The sequence below is a fragment of the Fervidobacterium sp. genome, from assembly GCF_059913585.1.
Map to the genome: position 1 here is coordinate 1 of NZ_DBOLZL010000009.1, position 15,470 is coordinate 15,470.

Annotated in this window: 14 protein-coding genes; 9 read left to right on the forward strand and 5 right to left on the reverse strand. The window is 38.1% G+C overall.

Annotation, left to right across the window (positions count from 1 at the left end):
* Together AC3M61_RS01765 and AC3M61_RS01770 are read right to left on the reverse strand one after the other, a co-directional pair.
* Nucleotides 1-1,344, reverse strand: a 1,344-nt coding sequence (locus AC3M61_RS01765; protein ID WP_500779229.1) for a methyl-accepting chemotaxis protein, incomplete at its 3' end; no start/stop codon positions are given.
* A gap of 384 nt (nucleotides 1,345-1,728) precedes the next feature.
* Nucleotides 1,729-2,715 carry a polysaccharide pyruvyl transferase family protein gene (locus AC3M61_RS01770; protein ID WP_500779230.1) on the reverse strand — a complete coding sequence of 329 codons (987 nt, stop codon included), beginning with the start codon at nucleotides 2,713-2,715 and terminating at the stop codon, nucleotides 1,729-1,731.
* 80 nt (nucleotides 2,716-2,795) lie between these two features.
* Between AC3M61_RS01770 and AC3M61_RS01775 the strand changes: the two genes are divergently transcribed.
* Nucleotides 2,796-3,536: an MBL fold metallo-hydrolase gene (locus AC3M61_RS01775; RefSeq protein ID WP_500779231.1), complete on the forward strand. Its 741-nt coding sequence runs from the start codon at nucleotides 2,796-2,798 to the stop codon at nucleotides 3,534-3,536.
* Nucleotides 3,537-3,543: 7 nt separating this feature from the next.
* Here AC3M61_RS01775 and ybeY read toward each other — a convergent pair whose 3' ends face one another.
* The 3 genes from ybeY to AC3M61_RS01790 are packed head-to-tail and all read right to left on the reverse strand — an operon-like array spanning nucleotide 3,544 to nucleotide 6,449.
* Nucleotides 3,544-4,014: an rRNA maturation RNase YbeY gene (gene ybeY, locus AC3M61_RS01780; protein WP_500779232.1), complete on the reverse strand. Its 471-nt coding sequence runs from the start codon at nucleotides 4,012-4,014 to the stop codon at nucleotides 3,544-3,546.
* 37 nt (nucleotides 4,015-4,051) lie between these two features.
* Nucleotides 4,052-5,434, reverse strand: coding sequence for an HDIG domain-containing metalloprotein (locus AC3M61_RS01785; protein ID WP_500779233.1), 1,383 nt, complete (start codon nucleotides 5,432-5,434; stop codon nucleotides 4,052-4,054).
* A 52-nt stretch (nucleotides 5,435-5,486) separates the two neighbouring features.
* On the reverse strand, nucleotides 5,487-6,449 hold the full coding sequence (locus AC3M61_RS01790) for a PhoH family protein (RefSeq protein WP_500779234.1): 963 nt from the start codon (nucleotides 6,447-6,449) through the stop codon (nucleotides 5,487-5,489).
* Between the two features lie 177 nt (nucleotides 6,450-6,626).
* On the opposite strand from AC3M61_RS01790, the gene rpe reads away from it, so the two are divergent.
* From rpe to AC3M61_RS01830, 8 genes are all read left to right on the forward strand, one after another.
* Nucleotides 6,627-7,280, forward strand: coding sequence for a ribulose-phosphate 3-epimerase (gene rpe / locus AC3M61_RS01795; RefSeq protein WP_500779235.1), 654 nt, complete (start codon nucleotides 6,627-6,629; stop codon nucleotides 7,278-7,280).
* 82 nt (nucleotides 7,281-7,362) lie between these two features.
* Complete coding sequence (locus AC3M61_RS01800) at nucleotides 7,363-9,885, forward strand: helix-hairpin-helix domain-containing protein (RefSeq protein WP_500779236.1); 2,523 nt, start codon at nucleotides 7,363-7,365, stop codon at nucleotides 9,883-9,885.
* A gap of 18 nt (nucleotides 9,886-9,903) precedes the next feature.
* Nucleotides 9,904-10,947 (forward strand): AmmeMemoRadiSam system radical SAM enzyme, encoded by a 1,044-nt coding sequence (gene amrS, locus AC3M61_RS01805; RefSeq protein ID WP_500779237.1) that lies wholly within the window; start codon nucleotides 9,904-9,906, stop codon nucleotides 10,945-10,947.
* On the forward strand, nucleotides 10,917-11,984 hold the full coding sequence (locus tag AC3M61_RS01810) for an FAD:protein FMN transferase (RefSeq protein WP_500779238.1): 1,068 nt from the start codon (nucleotides 10,917-10,919) through the stop codon (nucleotides 11,982-11,984). The genes amrS and AC3M61_RS01810 overlap by 31 nt, the downstream gene beginning before the upstream one ends.
* A gap of 35 nt (nucleotides 11,985-12,019) precedes the next feature.
* The gene (locus tag AC3M61_RS01815) at nucleotides 12,020-12,382 is read left to right on the forward strand and encodes a YbaB/EbfC family nucleoid-associated protein (protein ID WP_500779239.1); all 363 of its coding nucleotides are present in this window, start codon (nucleotides 12,020-12,022) and stop codon (nucleotides 12,380-12,382) included.
* A gap of 22 nt (nucleotides 12,383-12,404) precedes the next feature.
* Complete coding sequence (locus AC3M61_RS01820) at nucleotides 12,405-13,106, forward strand: rhomboid family intramembrane serine protease (protein WP_500779240.1); 702 nt, start codon at nucleotides 12,405-12,407, stop codon at nucleotides 13,104-13,106.
* Between the two features lie 68 nt (nucleotides 13,107-13,174).
* Nucleotides 13,175-14,251, forward strand: a complete 1,077-nt coding sequence (locus AC3M61_RS01825; protein WP_500779241.1) for a hypothetical protein — start codon at nucleotides 13,175-13,177, stop codon at nucleotides 14,249-14,251.
* 72 nt (nucleotides 14,252-14,323) lie between these two features.
* Nucleotides 14,324-15,457: a hypothetical protein gene (locus tag AC3M61_RS01830; RefSeq protein WP_500779242.1), complete on the forward strand. Its 1,134-nt coding sequence runs from the start codon at nucleotides 14,324-14,326 to the stop codon at nucleotides 15,455-15,457.
* The last annotated feature ends 13 nt before the right edge of the window (nucleotides 15,458-15,470 follow it).

Sequence of the window (15,470 nt, forward strand, 5' to 3'; positions counted from 1 at the left end):
TTCACCTTCTTTTGCAGCACTATTCACGAGCATAGCCTTTTCGGAAAGTTCCTGAGCTGCCTTTGAGACATTTTGAGCACTTGCCGATATTTCCTCAATACCACTTGTTGTCTCTTCAATGGAAGCAGAAGCATTTTGCAAGGCTTTGTTTATTTCTTCAACTTGGGAAGCTAATTCTTCTGAAGTAGCACTTAATTCCTCTGAAGTACTTGCGAGGGACTCTGAAGATTGTGCGACTTCATGTGAACCACCCATTATATTTTTCATCGATTCCCTAAGCATGTCAGCCATATGTTGTAGAGCAAGTGCCATCTGCGCAACTTCATCTTTTCCTTTGGCTTCAAAACTTACAGTTAAATCACCTTTACCAAATTCAACGGCTTTATCAGCAAGTACTTTGATGGGTTTAGAGATGGAAAGAGCAACGAAATATATAACAACAGCTATTATGATTATAAGTGTAGCAAAGGTAACTAAAATCGTCACGACAACTTTATTTACCTTTGCAAGTAAATCCTTTTCTTCAATACTAATTGCAAAACTCCAGCCTTGTGCAATTTTTATAGGTGCAAAGAACACAAATTTCTTAGCACCATCGGGGGATACAAACTTTCCAAAACCAGCTTCACCAGCCATCATCTTTTGTGCAATTTCCTCGTACCCTTTAAATCCCATCTTTGATGCTTCTGAAAGCTTCAGGTTCATTATATAATCCTTCTTTGGATGTGCAATGACCAAGCTCGTAGAATCCGTAATGTATCCATAACCAGACTTGCCAAGTTTGATTTCGGATGAAAATTCACTTAAAGTATCGAGAGTTATCATAAGTGCAAAGAGTCCTATCTTATTACCATTTTCATCCTTTACAGCATGTGCGACGATGAAACCATTTTTTCCTGTAGATTTTGATACCAGTGCATCACTTACAGCAAACTCGTGACCTTCTTGCATGATTTTTTTGAAATATGGTCTATCAGATATATTCGAAGACTTTCCAAGTGTGTTTGGTGCTGTACCATCGGGAAATGCTATCAAAGCCATTTCTACGAAACTGTACTCCTTTATTCGATTTGCTATGTCTTGTGTGAGAATAGTAGTATCGTTTGTCAGTAAAGCGTTTCTAACAGCATTTGTTTGAGCGAGTGATTTCGTAAGTATTATAATTTTCTCAACCCATTCATTAACTCTTGCAGCTGCTTGTTGGGTCGTCTGAACGGTTGTTTCTTCAACCGTAGAGGTCACTATCTTACTAACACTTGAATAAAGCACTAACGCAGCAACTATCAAAATCACTATGAGAGGAACAAGAATCAAAAAAAGCATCTTACCTCTTAAAGTTTTCATCCGACTCACCCCTTTGTTTTATAAGATAATGTTAACTAAAAGTATTGAAACTTCCAAAAAACAAACTAACCTTGAGAACTTTTGTTCCCACATTTTTTCCATAACGGTTACTTAAATTTGTTACATCGAATACTAAAAACTTTCTGAAGGAATTATTCCGATACAGAATTTGAACATAGCATTCATTCTGTGCAGTCAAAGATATTGTTTTGAAATCAGCAGCATTAAAGTCACTGTTAATTATACGCTTTTTTTAGCAAAAAAAAAGATAACAAATAGTAAAATTTAGAATACAAAAAACAACTACATTTCATTTCACTTGTGCTTCAAAGGTGGAACAATAAAAATTAGAAGTGACAAGTGGACAAAATTAATTGTACTATGTCAAAAAGTTGACCCAAATGATTTAATTTTAATTAGTACTTTATAAAGTTTTTTGAATGACTCGTCACACTCTTTATCCATTTCCGCTTTGAGATACAACGGATTTTCTGAAACGCTTTTAAGCTTTTGATAAATGTCAATCATGTCTTTTGCGAAGAATTCTTTCCTGCTTGTGTACTTTCTAAAGAATCTTTCCGCTTTAGAATTTTCCAGAGAAATAAAAGGAATACCGAAATACGCACCAACGACCGTGGGGTGAAATCTTTCAGAGATTATAAATTTGGACGATAATAAATATGATAAAACCGAATTAACATCATCAGGGTTATCGAAATAGTCAGCATTTAATCTTTTGCTTACTATTTTTGCAATGTTTATATCAGTGTTCTGCGCTGGGCAGACAATTATGTTACTGAAATACTTTAGCAGTATGTCGTATTTGTCAACATTCTGAATATTTCTTGGAACAAGAATCAAATCGTATTTTTTCTCTGGTAAAGTGTCAATCGTGCTGAGAAATCTAACGGCTGGGTCGCAAGAGAGTACTGTATTCTTGTTAATGCGCTTTGCGAATCTGTAAGAGACTAAATCTCTTGCAAAGATATAAATCTTTTCGTTTTTGAGAGTTTTATTTAACAAACATCTATCCAAAGACTTTTTAATAGGTCCAAAGCTGTTACCAAACAAAATAACAGGTTTATTTAAAAGAAAGCTTATTTGTATCGAGGAAATGTAATACAAAAAGCTCTTTGAGCTTGTTATATCTTGTAGTAATCCTCCACCACCGTATATGAGAACATCAGTATCAAAAGTTGCACCAATAAGTTCAAGTAAATTGAACCGAGATATTGAATCCTTATTTACTCTTTTCGGTAGTGCGATGATATAGTCAATTCTGTATTTTTTTAAGAAATCCTCCATGCTTAATCGCATCAATTCATCGCCGAAGTTACCATAACCGTAGTATCCAGATAGTAAAACTTTCAAGGAATTACCAACTCCTTTGGAGAAAAATTTATGTGAAAACACATCATCAACATGATAAATGATTATTGAGGTGTTGCAAAGTGGTAAAAAAAGTTACTGAAAATGTGTATTTAATCGAGCACGAAGAAGCTGCAAATAATGTGATAATCATTGGAAAAAAAGGTGTTGTTTTGATTGATACTTCACTTTTCCCAGAAAAAGCAAAAAGCATTGCAAAATTCGTTCGTGACTTTACGATGAAAAATATAAGTCTTGTTTTTAATACACATTACCATCCAGATCATACATTCGGAAATGTTGCTTTTGACGTTCCTATTTTAGCACACGAACTTACAAGAAGAAAAATGGAGCAATTTGATGCTTCGTATTTTGAAAGTTTGGGTATTGAGTACATGGAACCCAAACTGCCCGATGTACTCTTTCAGGACCGCTTCGAATACGAAGATGGCTTAAAGATAATCTTTATCCACGGACCAGGACATACGCCAGACTCATCTTACGTGTATATACCCAGCGAATCAGTCTTAATAACAGGTGATACTGTGATTAATGATATACATCCAGAGATAGTTACTGACAGCAATTTGAACATATGGTTGAAGACCTTAGATAACATGCCACAAGCAAAGTACGTAATTCCGGGACATGGTGATTATGGTTCTCATGAAAGCTTGAAAAAAATGAGAGATTACATCGATAAAATAAGAAGACTTATAAACGGAGAACTCAGCCCCTATGAACTCGAGTCTGACCCGAATTTTGTCGAACGAAAGCATGCGGAGATGCTTGAATGGGGCATCAAAAACCTTATGGCTGAGTAGTTAACGTTTATTTACTGAGCAAGTTCTTAAGGTACATTTCTTGCTTTCTGAACATTTCCTCAGCATTTGTTGTATCGTATTCGTGGTCGTAACCAGCCATGTGCAAAATAGAGTGAACAACCACCGTCAAGAGTTCTTTTTCAAATGTATTGTTGTATTCCTCAGCATTTTTCTTAACAATATCTAAGCATATATATCCTTCGGCGTATGGTTCTGTTGTGTTTTCAAATTCTTTCTCGCCTAGACTTTCAACTTCTTTGTTAGAGTTCCCATAAACAAATGTTAGTACGTCGGTTGGTCCTTCCTTTCCTCGGTAATCCATATTCATCTCTGAGATTGTTTCGGTATCAACGAAAACAAATTGGATGTAAACTTTCCCAATTTCCTTTTCAACGATTTCTGAAAGTTTCTCTTTGTAGGAACTTATTATTTCTTCCACCTCTTCAGGTACTTCGAAAAACCTAACTAACTCTTCCAAGAATATCACCATCCTATTTTTTCGTTGCTTTATTTTTTTATCCTATAGTTTCTATTTCTTTATTTATCGTTGGATATTCTATCCTTTGTACTGAAAGGCTTTGGAAGACACTTAAGAAACTGTCCATTATGGCTCTTAATTCTCCCAATGTTAAACCGGTTTCGTCGAACTGATTTTCCTCAAAGAGCTCTATTATAGTCTTTTCTATGACTTTTTTTATTTCTTCGAGTGAAGTGTTTTTGAGACTCTTTGATGTTGCCTCAACAATGTCAGCCAGCATCAAAATACCCATTTCTTTACTCTTTGGTTTGGGACCTTGGTAGCGATATTCTTCTATGGGGGTATTAGGGTTTTCTGTCAAAGCTTTTATATAGAAATACTTCTGTACCCTTGTCCCATGGTGTTGAGGAATTGCTAGTTCTATTTGGATGGGTAACCTGTTTTTCCGGGCGATTTCGATACCATCGGTAACGTGTTTCATAATGATGTTCTTGCTAACGTCAGGTGGTAAAGTATTGTGCGGGTTTTCTTCAGGTGATTTTAAGTTTTCTACAAAAAACTCAGGGTTTCTTATCTTACCGATGTCATGGTAAAGTGCGCAAGCTCTGACAAGTACAGAATTTGCGCCTATACTTTCTGCAGCATGTTCAGCTAGTTCAGCAACACGTAAGCTGTGTTGATAAGTACCGGGTGCATGTAGTGAAAGAGTTTTAAGCAAGGGATGGTTAATTGTTGCAATTTCAGCAAGCCCAATGTTTGAGTAAATTCGTGTTGTTATTTCAATATACGGCAGAATACCAACAACGGCGATAGATGAGAATATGGGGTTCAGGAATATCACAATATAGTCTCTCATAGAGAAGTAAAAATGCCTAACTGGTTCTTGTAGAAGAATCATTACTAAGCTAACAATACCTGATATTAAACCCGCTTTTGCAACCTGGATTCTATTCTTTGTGTTCTTTAGGAGATATGTAGAGATAAACACTTGAGGGAAAAGGTGCAAAAACATAAAGAAATCGTGGTGATGAAATGCAGTTGAAAGCGAAAGAATTAGCCCGGCACTGGCACCGAACTCATAGTCGACAAGAAGTGTAATAATCATTGGAGCAATTATGATTGGTATGTAGCTGATACCGTACGTTTTATAAACTATAGTATTTAAAGCAGCCCCGCCAAGCAGTGTCGTGTAGAAAAGTAATCTATACCTGATATCGAAGTTGATGACATTGGAGTTTCGGATGAAATGTTCTATAATGCCGTACCATATGATTAGTATCAAGATGAACTCATTTGCAAGGTCAAGGACTCCGAGGTCGTAAAGGTTATTTGCAACGCTTATGATAAGTGCTATAATTACTCCATCGTACATGAAAGATTCACTTAGCATTACTTCTGACCTGTGAGTTCGTTGTTCCATTCTTCCCGTTCTCTCCTCGTATGAACATCGTTTTTATGTTCTGATAATTCATCTACTTGTTCTTTTGCTTCTCCATTTTTTCTTGCTTTTCCATTCTTTCAAAGTTATCGTAGGCTCTTATGATCTTCTTAACGAGAGGATGCCTTACAACATCAGCATCAGTTAAGTAAACAAACGCAATACCCTCTATGTCTTTGAGTATCTCTTGCGCTACTACTAGTCCTGACCTTTCTTCTATGTCTATTTGCGTAATATCGCCAGTAACTATGACTTTTGAACCAAACCCCATGCGTGTCAAGAACATTTTCATTTGTTCGTACGTTGTATTCTGTGCTTCATCAAGTATTATAAAAGCGTTATTCAGTGTTCGGCCACGCATATATGCCAGTGGTGCTATTTCTATAACGTTTTTCTCCCTAAGAGAGATGAATTTTTCGATTCCGAGCATGTCAATAAGTGCGTCGTACAAAGGTCTGAGATAAGGGTCTACTTTCTCTGTCAAGTCGCCAGGAAGAAATCCAAGTTTCTCTCCAGCTTCAACCGCAGGCCTTGTGAGGACAATCCTTTGCACTTTTCCTGATTTTAGATAATCTACAGCTACAGCCGATGCAAGATACGTCTTACCCGTGCCTGCGGGACCTATTGCAAAGACTATATCATTTTTCTCTATGGCTTCTAAATACCTTTTTTGACCTTCTGTTTTAGCTTTTACCTTTCCAACGGATTTTTTGTATACTTCCCTTGGATTTTCTATCTTTTCGTTTTCTTCAACAATGTATTCAAATTCTGTCCAGTCAAGTAAGTGACCATCGCGCGTTATATTGATAACTTCCCTTAGGACCTTTTCAACAATATCAAGCGACCTCTCATCTTCTCCTTTCACCCTGATTTCGTTGTCCACAACAGAGATTTCCACGTTGTATCTCCTTCTCAGATACCGTGCCTTGTTATCGTATTGTCCAAGCACTTCTATCATAGCAACATCATCAGGCACAACGATTCTCCTTACTGACACACCTTCACCTCGCAAAATATTTGTATTTTTAGCTTCCACGTGTATAATTATATCAGAAAAGAGGGAAGATTTCTATTAAGATATGACGTTTTATTTTTCTGATGTGTATCACGAAGGTTCAATTTAGATTTAATAACCACGATGAGTGTAATAACTGTTCGAAAAGGAGGATAAACTATGGCTATTGTGAGTGCATCTATACTTGCAGCCAACTTAGCACACCTTAGTGAAGAGGTTAAAAGAGTGCAGGAGCTGATAGATGAAATACACCTTGACGTCATGGATGGGCATTTTGTTCCGAATTTAACTTTTGGATTTCCAATGATAGAAGCTCTTAGAACATTTACCAATATGCCCATCGATGCACACCTCATGGTTACAAATCCAACAGAACTTATCAAAGGTTTCGTCGAAAAAGGAGCTACAAGAGTTACAATCCATCAAGAGGTATGTTACCATTTACACAGAACGGTTGAGTATATAAAGTCTTTGGGAGCGGAGGCTTTCATTGCTATCAATCCGGCAACACCGTTGTCCACATTAGATGAAATACTACCCTACGTTGATGGTATATTGGTAATGACAGTCAATCCAGGCTTTTCTGGACAAAAATTCATTCCAACGATGATGGATAAAATAAAAAGGCTTAATGGTATTAGGAAGGAAAGAGAACTAAACTTTAGGATAGCAGTTGATGGAGGAGTAGGAAACGAAAACGCCGTAGAACTTGTTAGAGCAGGCGTTGATATTCTGGTGATGGGATACGGTGTGTTTAGAAATCCAAGGCTTCCAGAGTTGAGACGCGAAATCTTAAATGCATCTTACCAGTGAAAATATATCTGAGATACCGATTGTTTGAGGTGGTTGATTTATAACTATTTGCGTTGCTTCGCCTTACTCTTTTGAAGGTTCTGTGATAAAATTTGGAGAATTATTTAAATGGTGCCTGGAGAACGGTTTTGACCAGGTGGTGCTTTCTGATACTACATTCTGTGGTGTCGTTAAATTTTTGGAAACAGCTATGATTTACAAATTGAAAGGTATCGTAGGACTTAGAGTTGATACGGAGACTTATATTGCCAAAGACACTAACGATTTGAAAAAGATGTTTAGCATATACAGTACCTATGGAAGGACTCCAAAGCTTGTGGAACTTCTTAAGCATAACTTCGAGTCCATCTCCCAGCCACCGATTTACTATCTGCCGGGGCAGGAGTCCTATTTTAAGGCATTGGTAGAATATTTTGGAAAAGCTCCTGAGAAAGTTTCGTTGGTGACAGATTTCAAAGATTTTGAACTCAAAGTTAGAGGCGAATTCAGATACGATTTGAAGAGCACTCAAACGTTACATTATGAAAAATCAAAGGATGTGCTCCTCGAACTTTTGAAAAACGAGAAGGAATATTACGACAGGCTCAAACACGAAATTGAATTAGTCAAGAAATTTGGATTCGAGGGGTATTTTTACACAATTAAACGTATAGTGGACTTAGCAAGGGAAAATAACATAGAGGTTGGACCGGGAAGGGGAAGTGCTGTCGGTAGTTTACTTGCTTACAGGCTTGGAATTACAAAGGTAAACCCTATGAGATTCGGGCTGTTATTTGAAAGGTTTTTGAACGAGGGTAGGAGAGATTATCCAGATATTGATTTAGACGTCGAAGATATACAGCGTCAAAGACTGATAAGTATTCTAAAAGGGGAATTTGCAAATGTTTACAATATAAGTGCGTTCGCAACAATGCCAGAAAAGGTATTGAATGAATACGGACCTTTATCAGATTACCTATCTGATATTCCTGTTCAAAGAACAACACATGCAGCTGGTGTTATAATTTCAACGACCCCAATGGACCTTCCTCTTGCCCCCGGTACGGAAACGATAGAGTGGGACATGAAAGATTTGGAAAAGCTAGGATATGTGAAGTTCGACATTCTTGGTTTAAAGACGCTAACCATTTTAAAGCACATAAAAGAAGAAGCAAAACGATTATGGAGTTTTTCTGTAGTTTCTAAGAATGGTGAATTGAACGACTTTTACGACATGCTACCTGAATTTGAAAAAACCGGCGAAGGTAAAAAGACCTACAAGTACATATCTGTTGGCTTTACGGATAATATTTTCCAACTAGACAGTTTAATAGCTAAGCAAGTTGTTCGAGATTTAAAACCCAAAAAGTTTGAGGAACTTGTTTTAGCAATATCGCTCAATAGACCAGGACCTATTAAAGCTGGTGTAACCAGAGAAATAAGGCAACTCAAATTGAAAAAAGAGGTGAAATTCAAAGTCCCACAATTAAGTGACACTTACGGCTTTCCCATCTACCAAGAGCAGGTGATGAAAATCGCAATGGACTTAGCAGGATTGACAAGTGTTCAGGCGGATGAACTGAGAAAGGCGATAGCAAAAAAGGATATAAGCAAGGTTAGAGAAATATACGAAACACTCACAAATAAACTTGTAGAAATTTACGGCAGTGAGGGTAAAGAACTAGCAAGAGTTATACTTAGTTTGGGAGAGTACGCGTTTAACAAATCTCACGCGGTAGCGTATGCGCATATTACATACCTCATGGCATATTTCAAAATCAATTATCCAAAGCTTTTTTACGATATCTATCTGAAGCACGACACAACTATTCTACCTACAGCCCTTTACAATTTACAAGCACTCGGTTTCACGATACATCCACCTAAGGTGAACATCGGGTCTTCACTTGCTCAAAATACCGAAGAGGCAGAAGAAAAAACATATGTGATGCCGCTCTATGTTGTCCCTGGGATTTCTCCGGAAAAGGCAGAAATCCTACAAACTCAAACGTTCGATTCATTTGAAGAGTTTGTAGAGAAATCCGGGTTTTCACTTTCCACAATAGAGGCACTAATAAAGATAGGAACATTCGATGAGATATTTGGAAGCAGAAGAAAAGCTATCCAAAAATTACGCTCTTTGAAAAGTGGTATTAACCCAGAGGTTGTTAAAATTGGTAGCAAGCTTTTCGGAAAGGTGATACAAAAGGAAGAGGTAAAGGTTGAAGATGACTGGGAACGGACCCAGATGGAGTACGATATTTTGAAGGTAGCGTTGACTCCCCCAACAAAGGTTGAGAATTTATTAGCTCCTTATTCACTTGCGTATAGCTTGGGACTACCGTTTGGCATCCATGTAGCGGTAAAAGCAGGCTTTGGAACCGATGGAAGGAGTGTTTTTAAGGCTCATATTCCAGACGGTGAATATACACTAATATACCCAAACACATACGAATTGGGAAAGCTAAAAATAGATTACGTACTTGACGAAGAACCTTTGAAAAGTGAAATATCCAAGGCAACAGCTGGCAATGGATATGAAAGAATCGTTTTACCAAATGGTGAAATAATACAAAATGCAAGACCTCTTAAAAACTCTTTTAAGACGTTATTTGTTAAAAGTTAACAAAGGTGGTGAGTATGAATGAGCATCCACGAATATGCTAGTGTGCCTGAGTTTATAAAGCTTAAAGAAGCGATGTTTTACGAACAGCTAAATAATAATATGGTTCGATGTGGTTTATGTCCGCATAGTTGTGTAATAAAAGAAAACGCTGTTGGAGTGTGCAAGGTTAGGAAAAACGTAAATGGTAAATTATATTCATTGAACTATGGTGAAGTCAGTTCGATAGCACTTGACCCAATAGAGAAAAAACCTCTTTTCCATTTCTGCCCGGGTAGCTTGATAATATCCGTGGGCACTTGGGGTTGCAACTTTCGATGCCAGTTTTGTCAAAATTGGGAGATTTCCCAACAAAGACCTCCATACGTTAAAAAGATAACTCCAGAAGATTTAGTTGATATTGCAACAGAATACAAACACGAAGGAAACATAGGTATTGCTTACACGTACAGCGAACCGATAGTATGGTATGAGTTTGTATATGAGACCGCCAAACTGGCAAAAACTAAAAATCTCAAGAACGTATTGGTTACAAATGGTTACATCAACGACCAACCACTCGAAGAATTGATACCTTTCATCGATGCAATGAACATAGATCTTAAAGCCTTTAACAACGATTTTTATCAAAAAGTTTGTGGTGGAAGGTATGAGTATGTGCTGAGGACTATAGAAAAGGCTCATGACGCAGGTGTTCACGTAGAGGTTACTACACTGATAGTTACATCAGGAAACGACAACTTCGATGAACTTGAAGAAGAATTCAAGGCATTGGCAAAGATATCCAGCGATATTCCGCTCCATCTTTCTCGTTACCATCCTGCATATAGATACAGTGAGCCTCCAACGAAAGTGGAATTCCTAATAGAAGCTTACAAACTTGCCAAAAGATATCTGAATTACGTGTACCTGGGTAATGTTTGGGATGAGCGATATGAAAGTACATATTGTCCAAAGTGCGGAAGTCTTGTTATAATTAGAAGAGGCTATGATGTGAGGATTGTAAATTTGGATGAAGAAGGGCGGTGTAAGACGTGCAACAACCAGATCCTAAAGAAATCATGATACTCAACAAAATCGTTGTATTTTCGGTTATTGTTTTTTTCATAATTATCGCGGCTATCTATTTGCTCTTTGTTTCTGGAAAAACAGGTCAGTATTCAGATTTTGAAGATTACATATTTGGAACTTACGTTCGCATCAGGATTTCTTCAAAGGTCAATCCTTCGACCATTTCCAAAGCGATATTTGCCGAGATGAAACGATTAGAAAAGAAATTTGACCCATACATTGAGTCATCTATTATATACAAGCTGAACCACTCAGAAGATTGGGTTGAAGTTGATGATGAAACATTATCGGTGATAGATTTGGCACTTAAAATTGCCCGTGATACAGAAGGTGCATTTGACCCTGCATTGGGACGACTCATCCAGCTATGGGGATTCAGCAAGTTTACAGAAAGAGAGGCAACAGGAACATTCACAGTTCCAAGTGCCCGTGAGATTGCGGAAGCAGCTTCAAACTCCGGTTATCAAAAGATAGCAATTGATTATGTTAACAAGAAGATTAAAACGAACGGTGCATGGATAGACCTTGGTGGCATACTTAAAGGGTATGCGCTGAGACGTGCTTACCAAATAGCTAAGGAATTCGATAAATCGTGTCATGGATTTGTGGAAACAGGCGGTCAGATAATGATTCTTGGTCCAAAATACAACAAAACAAATTGGGTTATAGGTGTCAGAGACCCTCGAGGACAGCCAGGAGAAAATATAACGATAGTCTACCTGAGTGAAGGTTCTGTAGCCACAAGTGGTGATTACGAGAGGTTCTTTATCGTTGATAATGTGAGGTACCACCATATACTGGACCCAAGAACAGGCTACCCTTCAAATAAAGCAATCAGTGCAACAGTGATATCTAGTGACCCTGTTATTGCCGATGCGTTTTCAACCGCAGCGTTTGTGCTGGGAGAAGATAGGTGGTTATTTACGCGAACCGTTTTCCCAAAATACGGTGCAGAGGTCCTTTTAGTTACCCCGAAAAAGCAGTTGCTCAGAACTGATAACTTTAGGATATACGAGATGTCGGACAGATAATACTACTTAAAAATCACAAAAAGGAGGATAACAGTATGAAAAAGTTGAAAAGCTTTGGCGGAAGAAACCTTGGTGGTGGCGGTGGTGCACCAGGAATTCCAAAGAACTTTGCTGAACTTCAGAGGCTACAGGTGAAGATGGAGGAAGAACTCAAAAACTTGGAAGAATCATTCGCTCAAGAACAGGTAGAGGTCGAAGTCGGCGGTGGTGCACTTAAAATCGTGGCAACGTGTGATAGGCAAATACGAGACATCGTATATGATAAGGATTTATTAGATGATTTGGAGATGTTCAACGATATGCTTAAAACAGCTATGAATGAGGTATGGCAAAAAGTCGAAAGTTTAAGAGAAGAAAAAACGAACGAGATAATTGCGAAATACAACCCACTGGCTTAATTTCATTTAATGGAGGAGTATTATGTTCAGATTCCTTGATAAAATAGCTTCAAGAAGGCAGTTATACAGGTATATCATACTGTTAGATTCCATAATCTTGCTTGCATTTTACATTGCTCAGACGTTTTTCGGAATGGGTGAGATGTCTTATTTATTGTTCGGTGCTCAATACGGTCCGCTTGTTGATAGAGGTGAATGGTGGAGAATTGTAACAGCAATGTTCATGCATGGCGGATTTCTGCACTTGGCGTTCAATATGTATGCTCTTTACATACTCGGTAGCTATGCGGAGGGGATTTACGGTACATACCGTTTCCTCTCCTATTTTATTTTAACAGGTATAACTGGTAATATAGCTACTCACTTTTTCTACCATGATGCACTATCGGTAGGTGCAAGTGGTGCCATCTTTGGATTGGTTGGAGCACTTTTTGCATCTGGTTTTAGAAAAGATACACCTTTCTTTTTGAAACCGATAACAGGTAGCGCTTTCCTGCCGATAATAATATTAAATGTCGCACTAGGATTTATACCAGGTTCTGGTATAAATAACGCAGCACATATAGGTGGGTTACTATCAGGTATGCTCATTGGATACGCAGTTCCTGTTTACTCATCGTATCGTGCGGAGAGATTTTGGAAAGCAATGGCAATTTTGCTTCTGATACTCGTTGGAGTAAGTTTTGTAATGCTGATATACTCTGATGTATCATTAATTTTATAATGTCTCATTAATTCATTTGACGGGGCTCCGCAAACAGTGAATGTCTAAAATACCAAGGGGGAATGTTTATGGGAGGTCCCGATGACAGTGAGAAGATTGATGTTTTGATAATGTTTAGTTCATATGGTTTATTACTCAAATCGGTGGAGAACGGTTTTCTCGTACCTGACGACTGGGATGTTTTGCACGTTTCGGCTTCCCAGTGGTTCTTAGAGACAGAAAAGATGGATGAAAAGTATGAATTCCCAGCGGAAGTAAGACCTGGTATTTATAGACTTGAAGAGGATTATCTTATCTGCGAAAGCGGAGAGGTTTTTAAAAAGTTGGAATATGGCATTGCAAAAGTCATTGAGAAAGCACATTCGAGGAAAATGCTGAGAACAGATGAAAAGGCAGAAGGGCTGTTCAAAATACCTGCAAGCTACAAGGTTTATTACATACTCCATGGCAATAATCTCGAACAATACCTTCAACTTAACGCGCCTGTTGAGGAGGCTTACGTTATCATCTCAAATGCTCCGGGAGAGTCAAAAAGAGATTATTTTGCACTCCGCATGGCCGAGGAAGCTCCAAGGATGTTCCCGGATGACTTGGAAAGTGAAGATGAGAGCACTGGAAGAAAATTAATTCCACTTGGAAAACTTAAGGGCTTAGAGAAAGGATTGAACTTAAAGGCTAAAGAGCTGATAGTTGAGCGACGGGATTTAAATATCGTTGAGTTTAACTACCGCTACTTTTACAGTTGGGAACCTGCGGACTATTGTATTGAGATAAAAACAAATGAGGAACTCATCGGTGGAATGATGTATGTATATGCCGACGTCTTTGGGAAGTCGATACCTATCAAGCGTGTAGTGATAGACGATATTAAACAAGAGGAACTGATTCACATTTCCAAAAGTTGGCAAGTGTATCATTCTTGGCTTTTAAAGAAAGCCACAAAAATTGACAAAAGAGTTTACGTTGGAGGCGAACTAAAATTAAGGGGTAAAGGACCTGTCAGGATTATTTTTAATTTCAGAGAAATAAACAAACTCGTTGTTTCAAAAGGAAAGGTAACGAAAGAAAGTTCAGACTATGTGGAAGTAGAGTTGGAGTTTGAAGGAGAAGAGAGTATCTACATTGAGTTCGATTACCATGAGTAATAAGGTTTCGGGCAAATAGTTTGTATATGGCGTGAAGAACACTAAAAACAAAAAACAAAGAGGTGGTCTGGTATGACCAAAAGGTTTTTGATTCCTCGAAAAGCGTCAAGATGTCTGTTAACTCTGTTAGTTATGTCAACTATGCTGGTCGTGTTCTCAGTCAATCTATCTGCCGATGTGCTTGTCTTGTTCAATTATTATGGTTGGCTGGTCAAAGATGTCGAAGATGGTTTTGTTATCCCGGAGAACTGGCAGGTCTTACAAACATCGGCATTGAAATGGTACGTTGAATCAAAAGTAACACAAACAAAGTACGAACTGCCTACAACATTACCGCTTGGAACTTACAGAATAGTGGAAAACTATCTTCTTTCTGAGACAGGCGACATGTTTGCAAATACCGCTTTTGGACTCGCAAAGGTGCTTGAGAAAGGAAAGACTGAAAATATTCTTAGGATCAGTGAAAAGGCGGATGTGCTTTTCAAAATCCCTGGTTCTTACAGGATATACTACAGTTTAAAGAAAGACATACTTGAACAGTTTTTTGAACTTAGAGCACCTATCGAAAAGGCGTATGTTATTCTATCCACGGCTCCAGAGGAAACAAGAGCAACGACTTATAGCAAAATGGCTTTAGCACAGTCAGTAGAGGCGCTAGAAACAATTTCGGCTGGTAGAAAGATTTTCATTTTGGGAAACATGGAAGGCTTGGATAAGGGGTTAAATATCAAAAATAAGATTATCAAGGTAGCTAGAAAGGATGTCAATAGAATAAATTTAACTTACAATTACAGCTACGACTGGCAGCCTGCCGATTACGTTGTTGAGTTGAAAACAGGTGAAGAACTCCCCGCCGGAGAGTTATACGTTTACGGCGACATTCTGGACTATGTTGTTCCTATTGGAGTTACGCAGATGCCTGATTTGAACAAAGAGGGGAGTGTCTTTGTTTCGAAGAGTTGGCAAGTCTTTCATTCCTGGACACTTACTAAGTCAACAAAAGTGGGAGGAAGGGTTTATATAACTGGAGAGTTAAATTTAAAAGGGCATGGACTTACAAAGGTGGTCATACAAGCAAAAGGTATTTCAAACCTCTCTATCACGACTGGAACTATCGTCAAACAGTCGGCAGATTATGCAGAGGTTGAGTTAAATGTGTCTGGTGTTGCGAAGATTTCTATATCTTTTAATTATCTAATAGATTGACGTTGTAGGAGGT

Coding starts and splice junctions, on each gene's coding strand:
- AC3M61_RS01785 (WP_500779233.1), bottom strand. CDS start 5,434: ATGGAACAACGAACTCACAGGTCAGAAGTAATGCTAAGTGAATCTTTC.
- rpe (WP_500779235.1), top strand. CDS start 6,627: ATGGCTATTGTGAGTGCATCTATACTTGCAGCCAACTTAGCACACCTT.
- amrS (WP_500779237.1), top strand. CDS start 9,904: ATGAGCATCCACGAATATGCTAGTGTGCCTGAGTTTATAAAGCTTAAA.
- AC3M61_RS01815 (WP_500779239.1), top strand. CDS start 12,020: ATGAAAAAGTTGAAAAGCTTTGGCGGAAGAAACCTTGGTGGTGGCGGT.
- AC3M61_RS01820 (WP_500779240.1), top strand. CDS start 12,405: ATGTTCAGATTCCTTGATAAAATAGCTTCAAGAAGGCAGTTATACAGG.
- AC3M61_RS01825 (WP_500779241.1), top strand. CDS start 13,175: ATGGGAGGTCCCGATGACAGTGAGAAGATTGATGTTTTGATAATGTTT.
- AC3M61_RS01830 (WP_500779242.1), top strand. CDS start 14,324: ATGACCAAAAGGTTTTTGATTCCTCGAAAAGCGTCAAGATGTCTGTTA.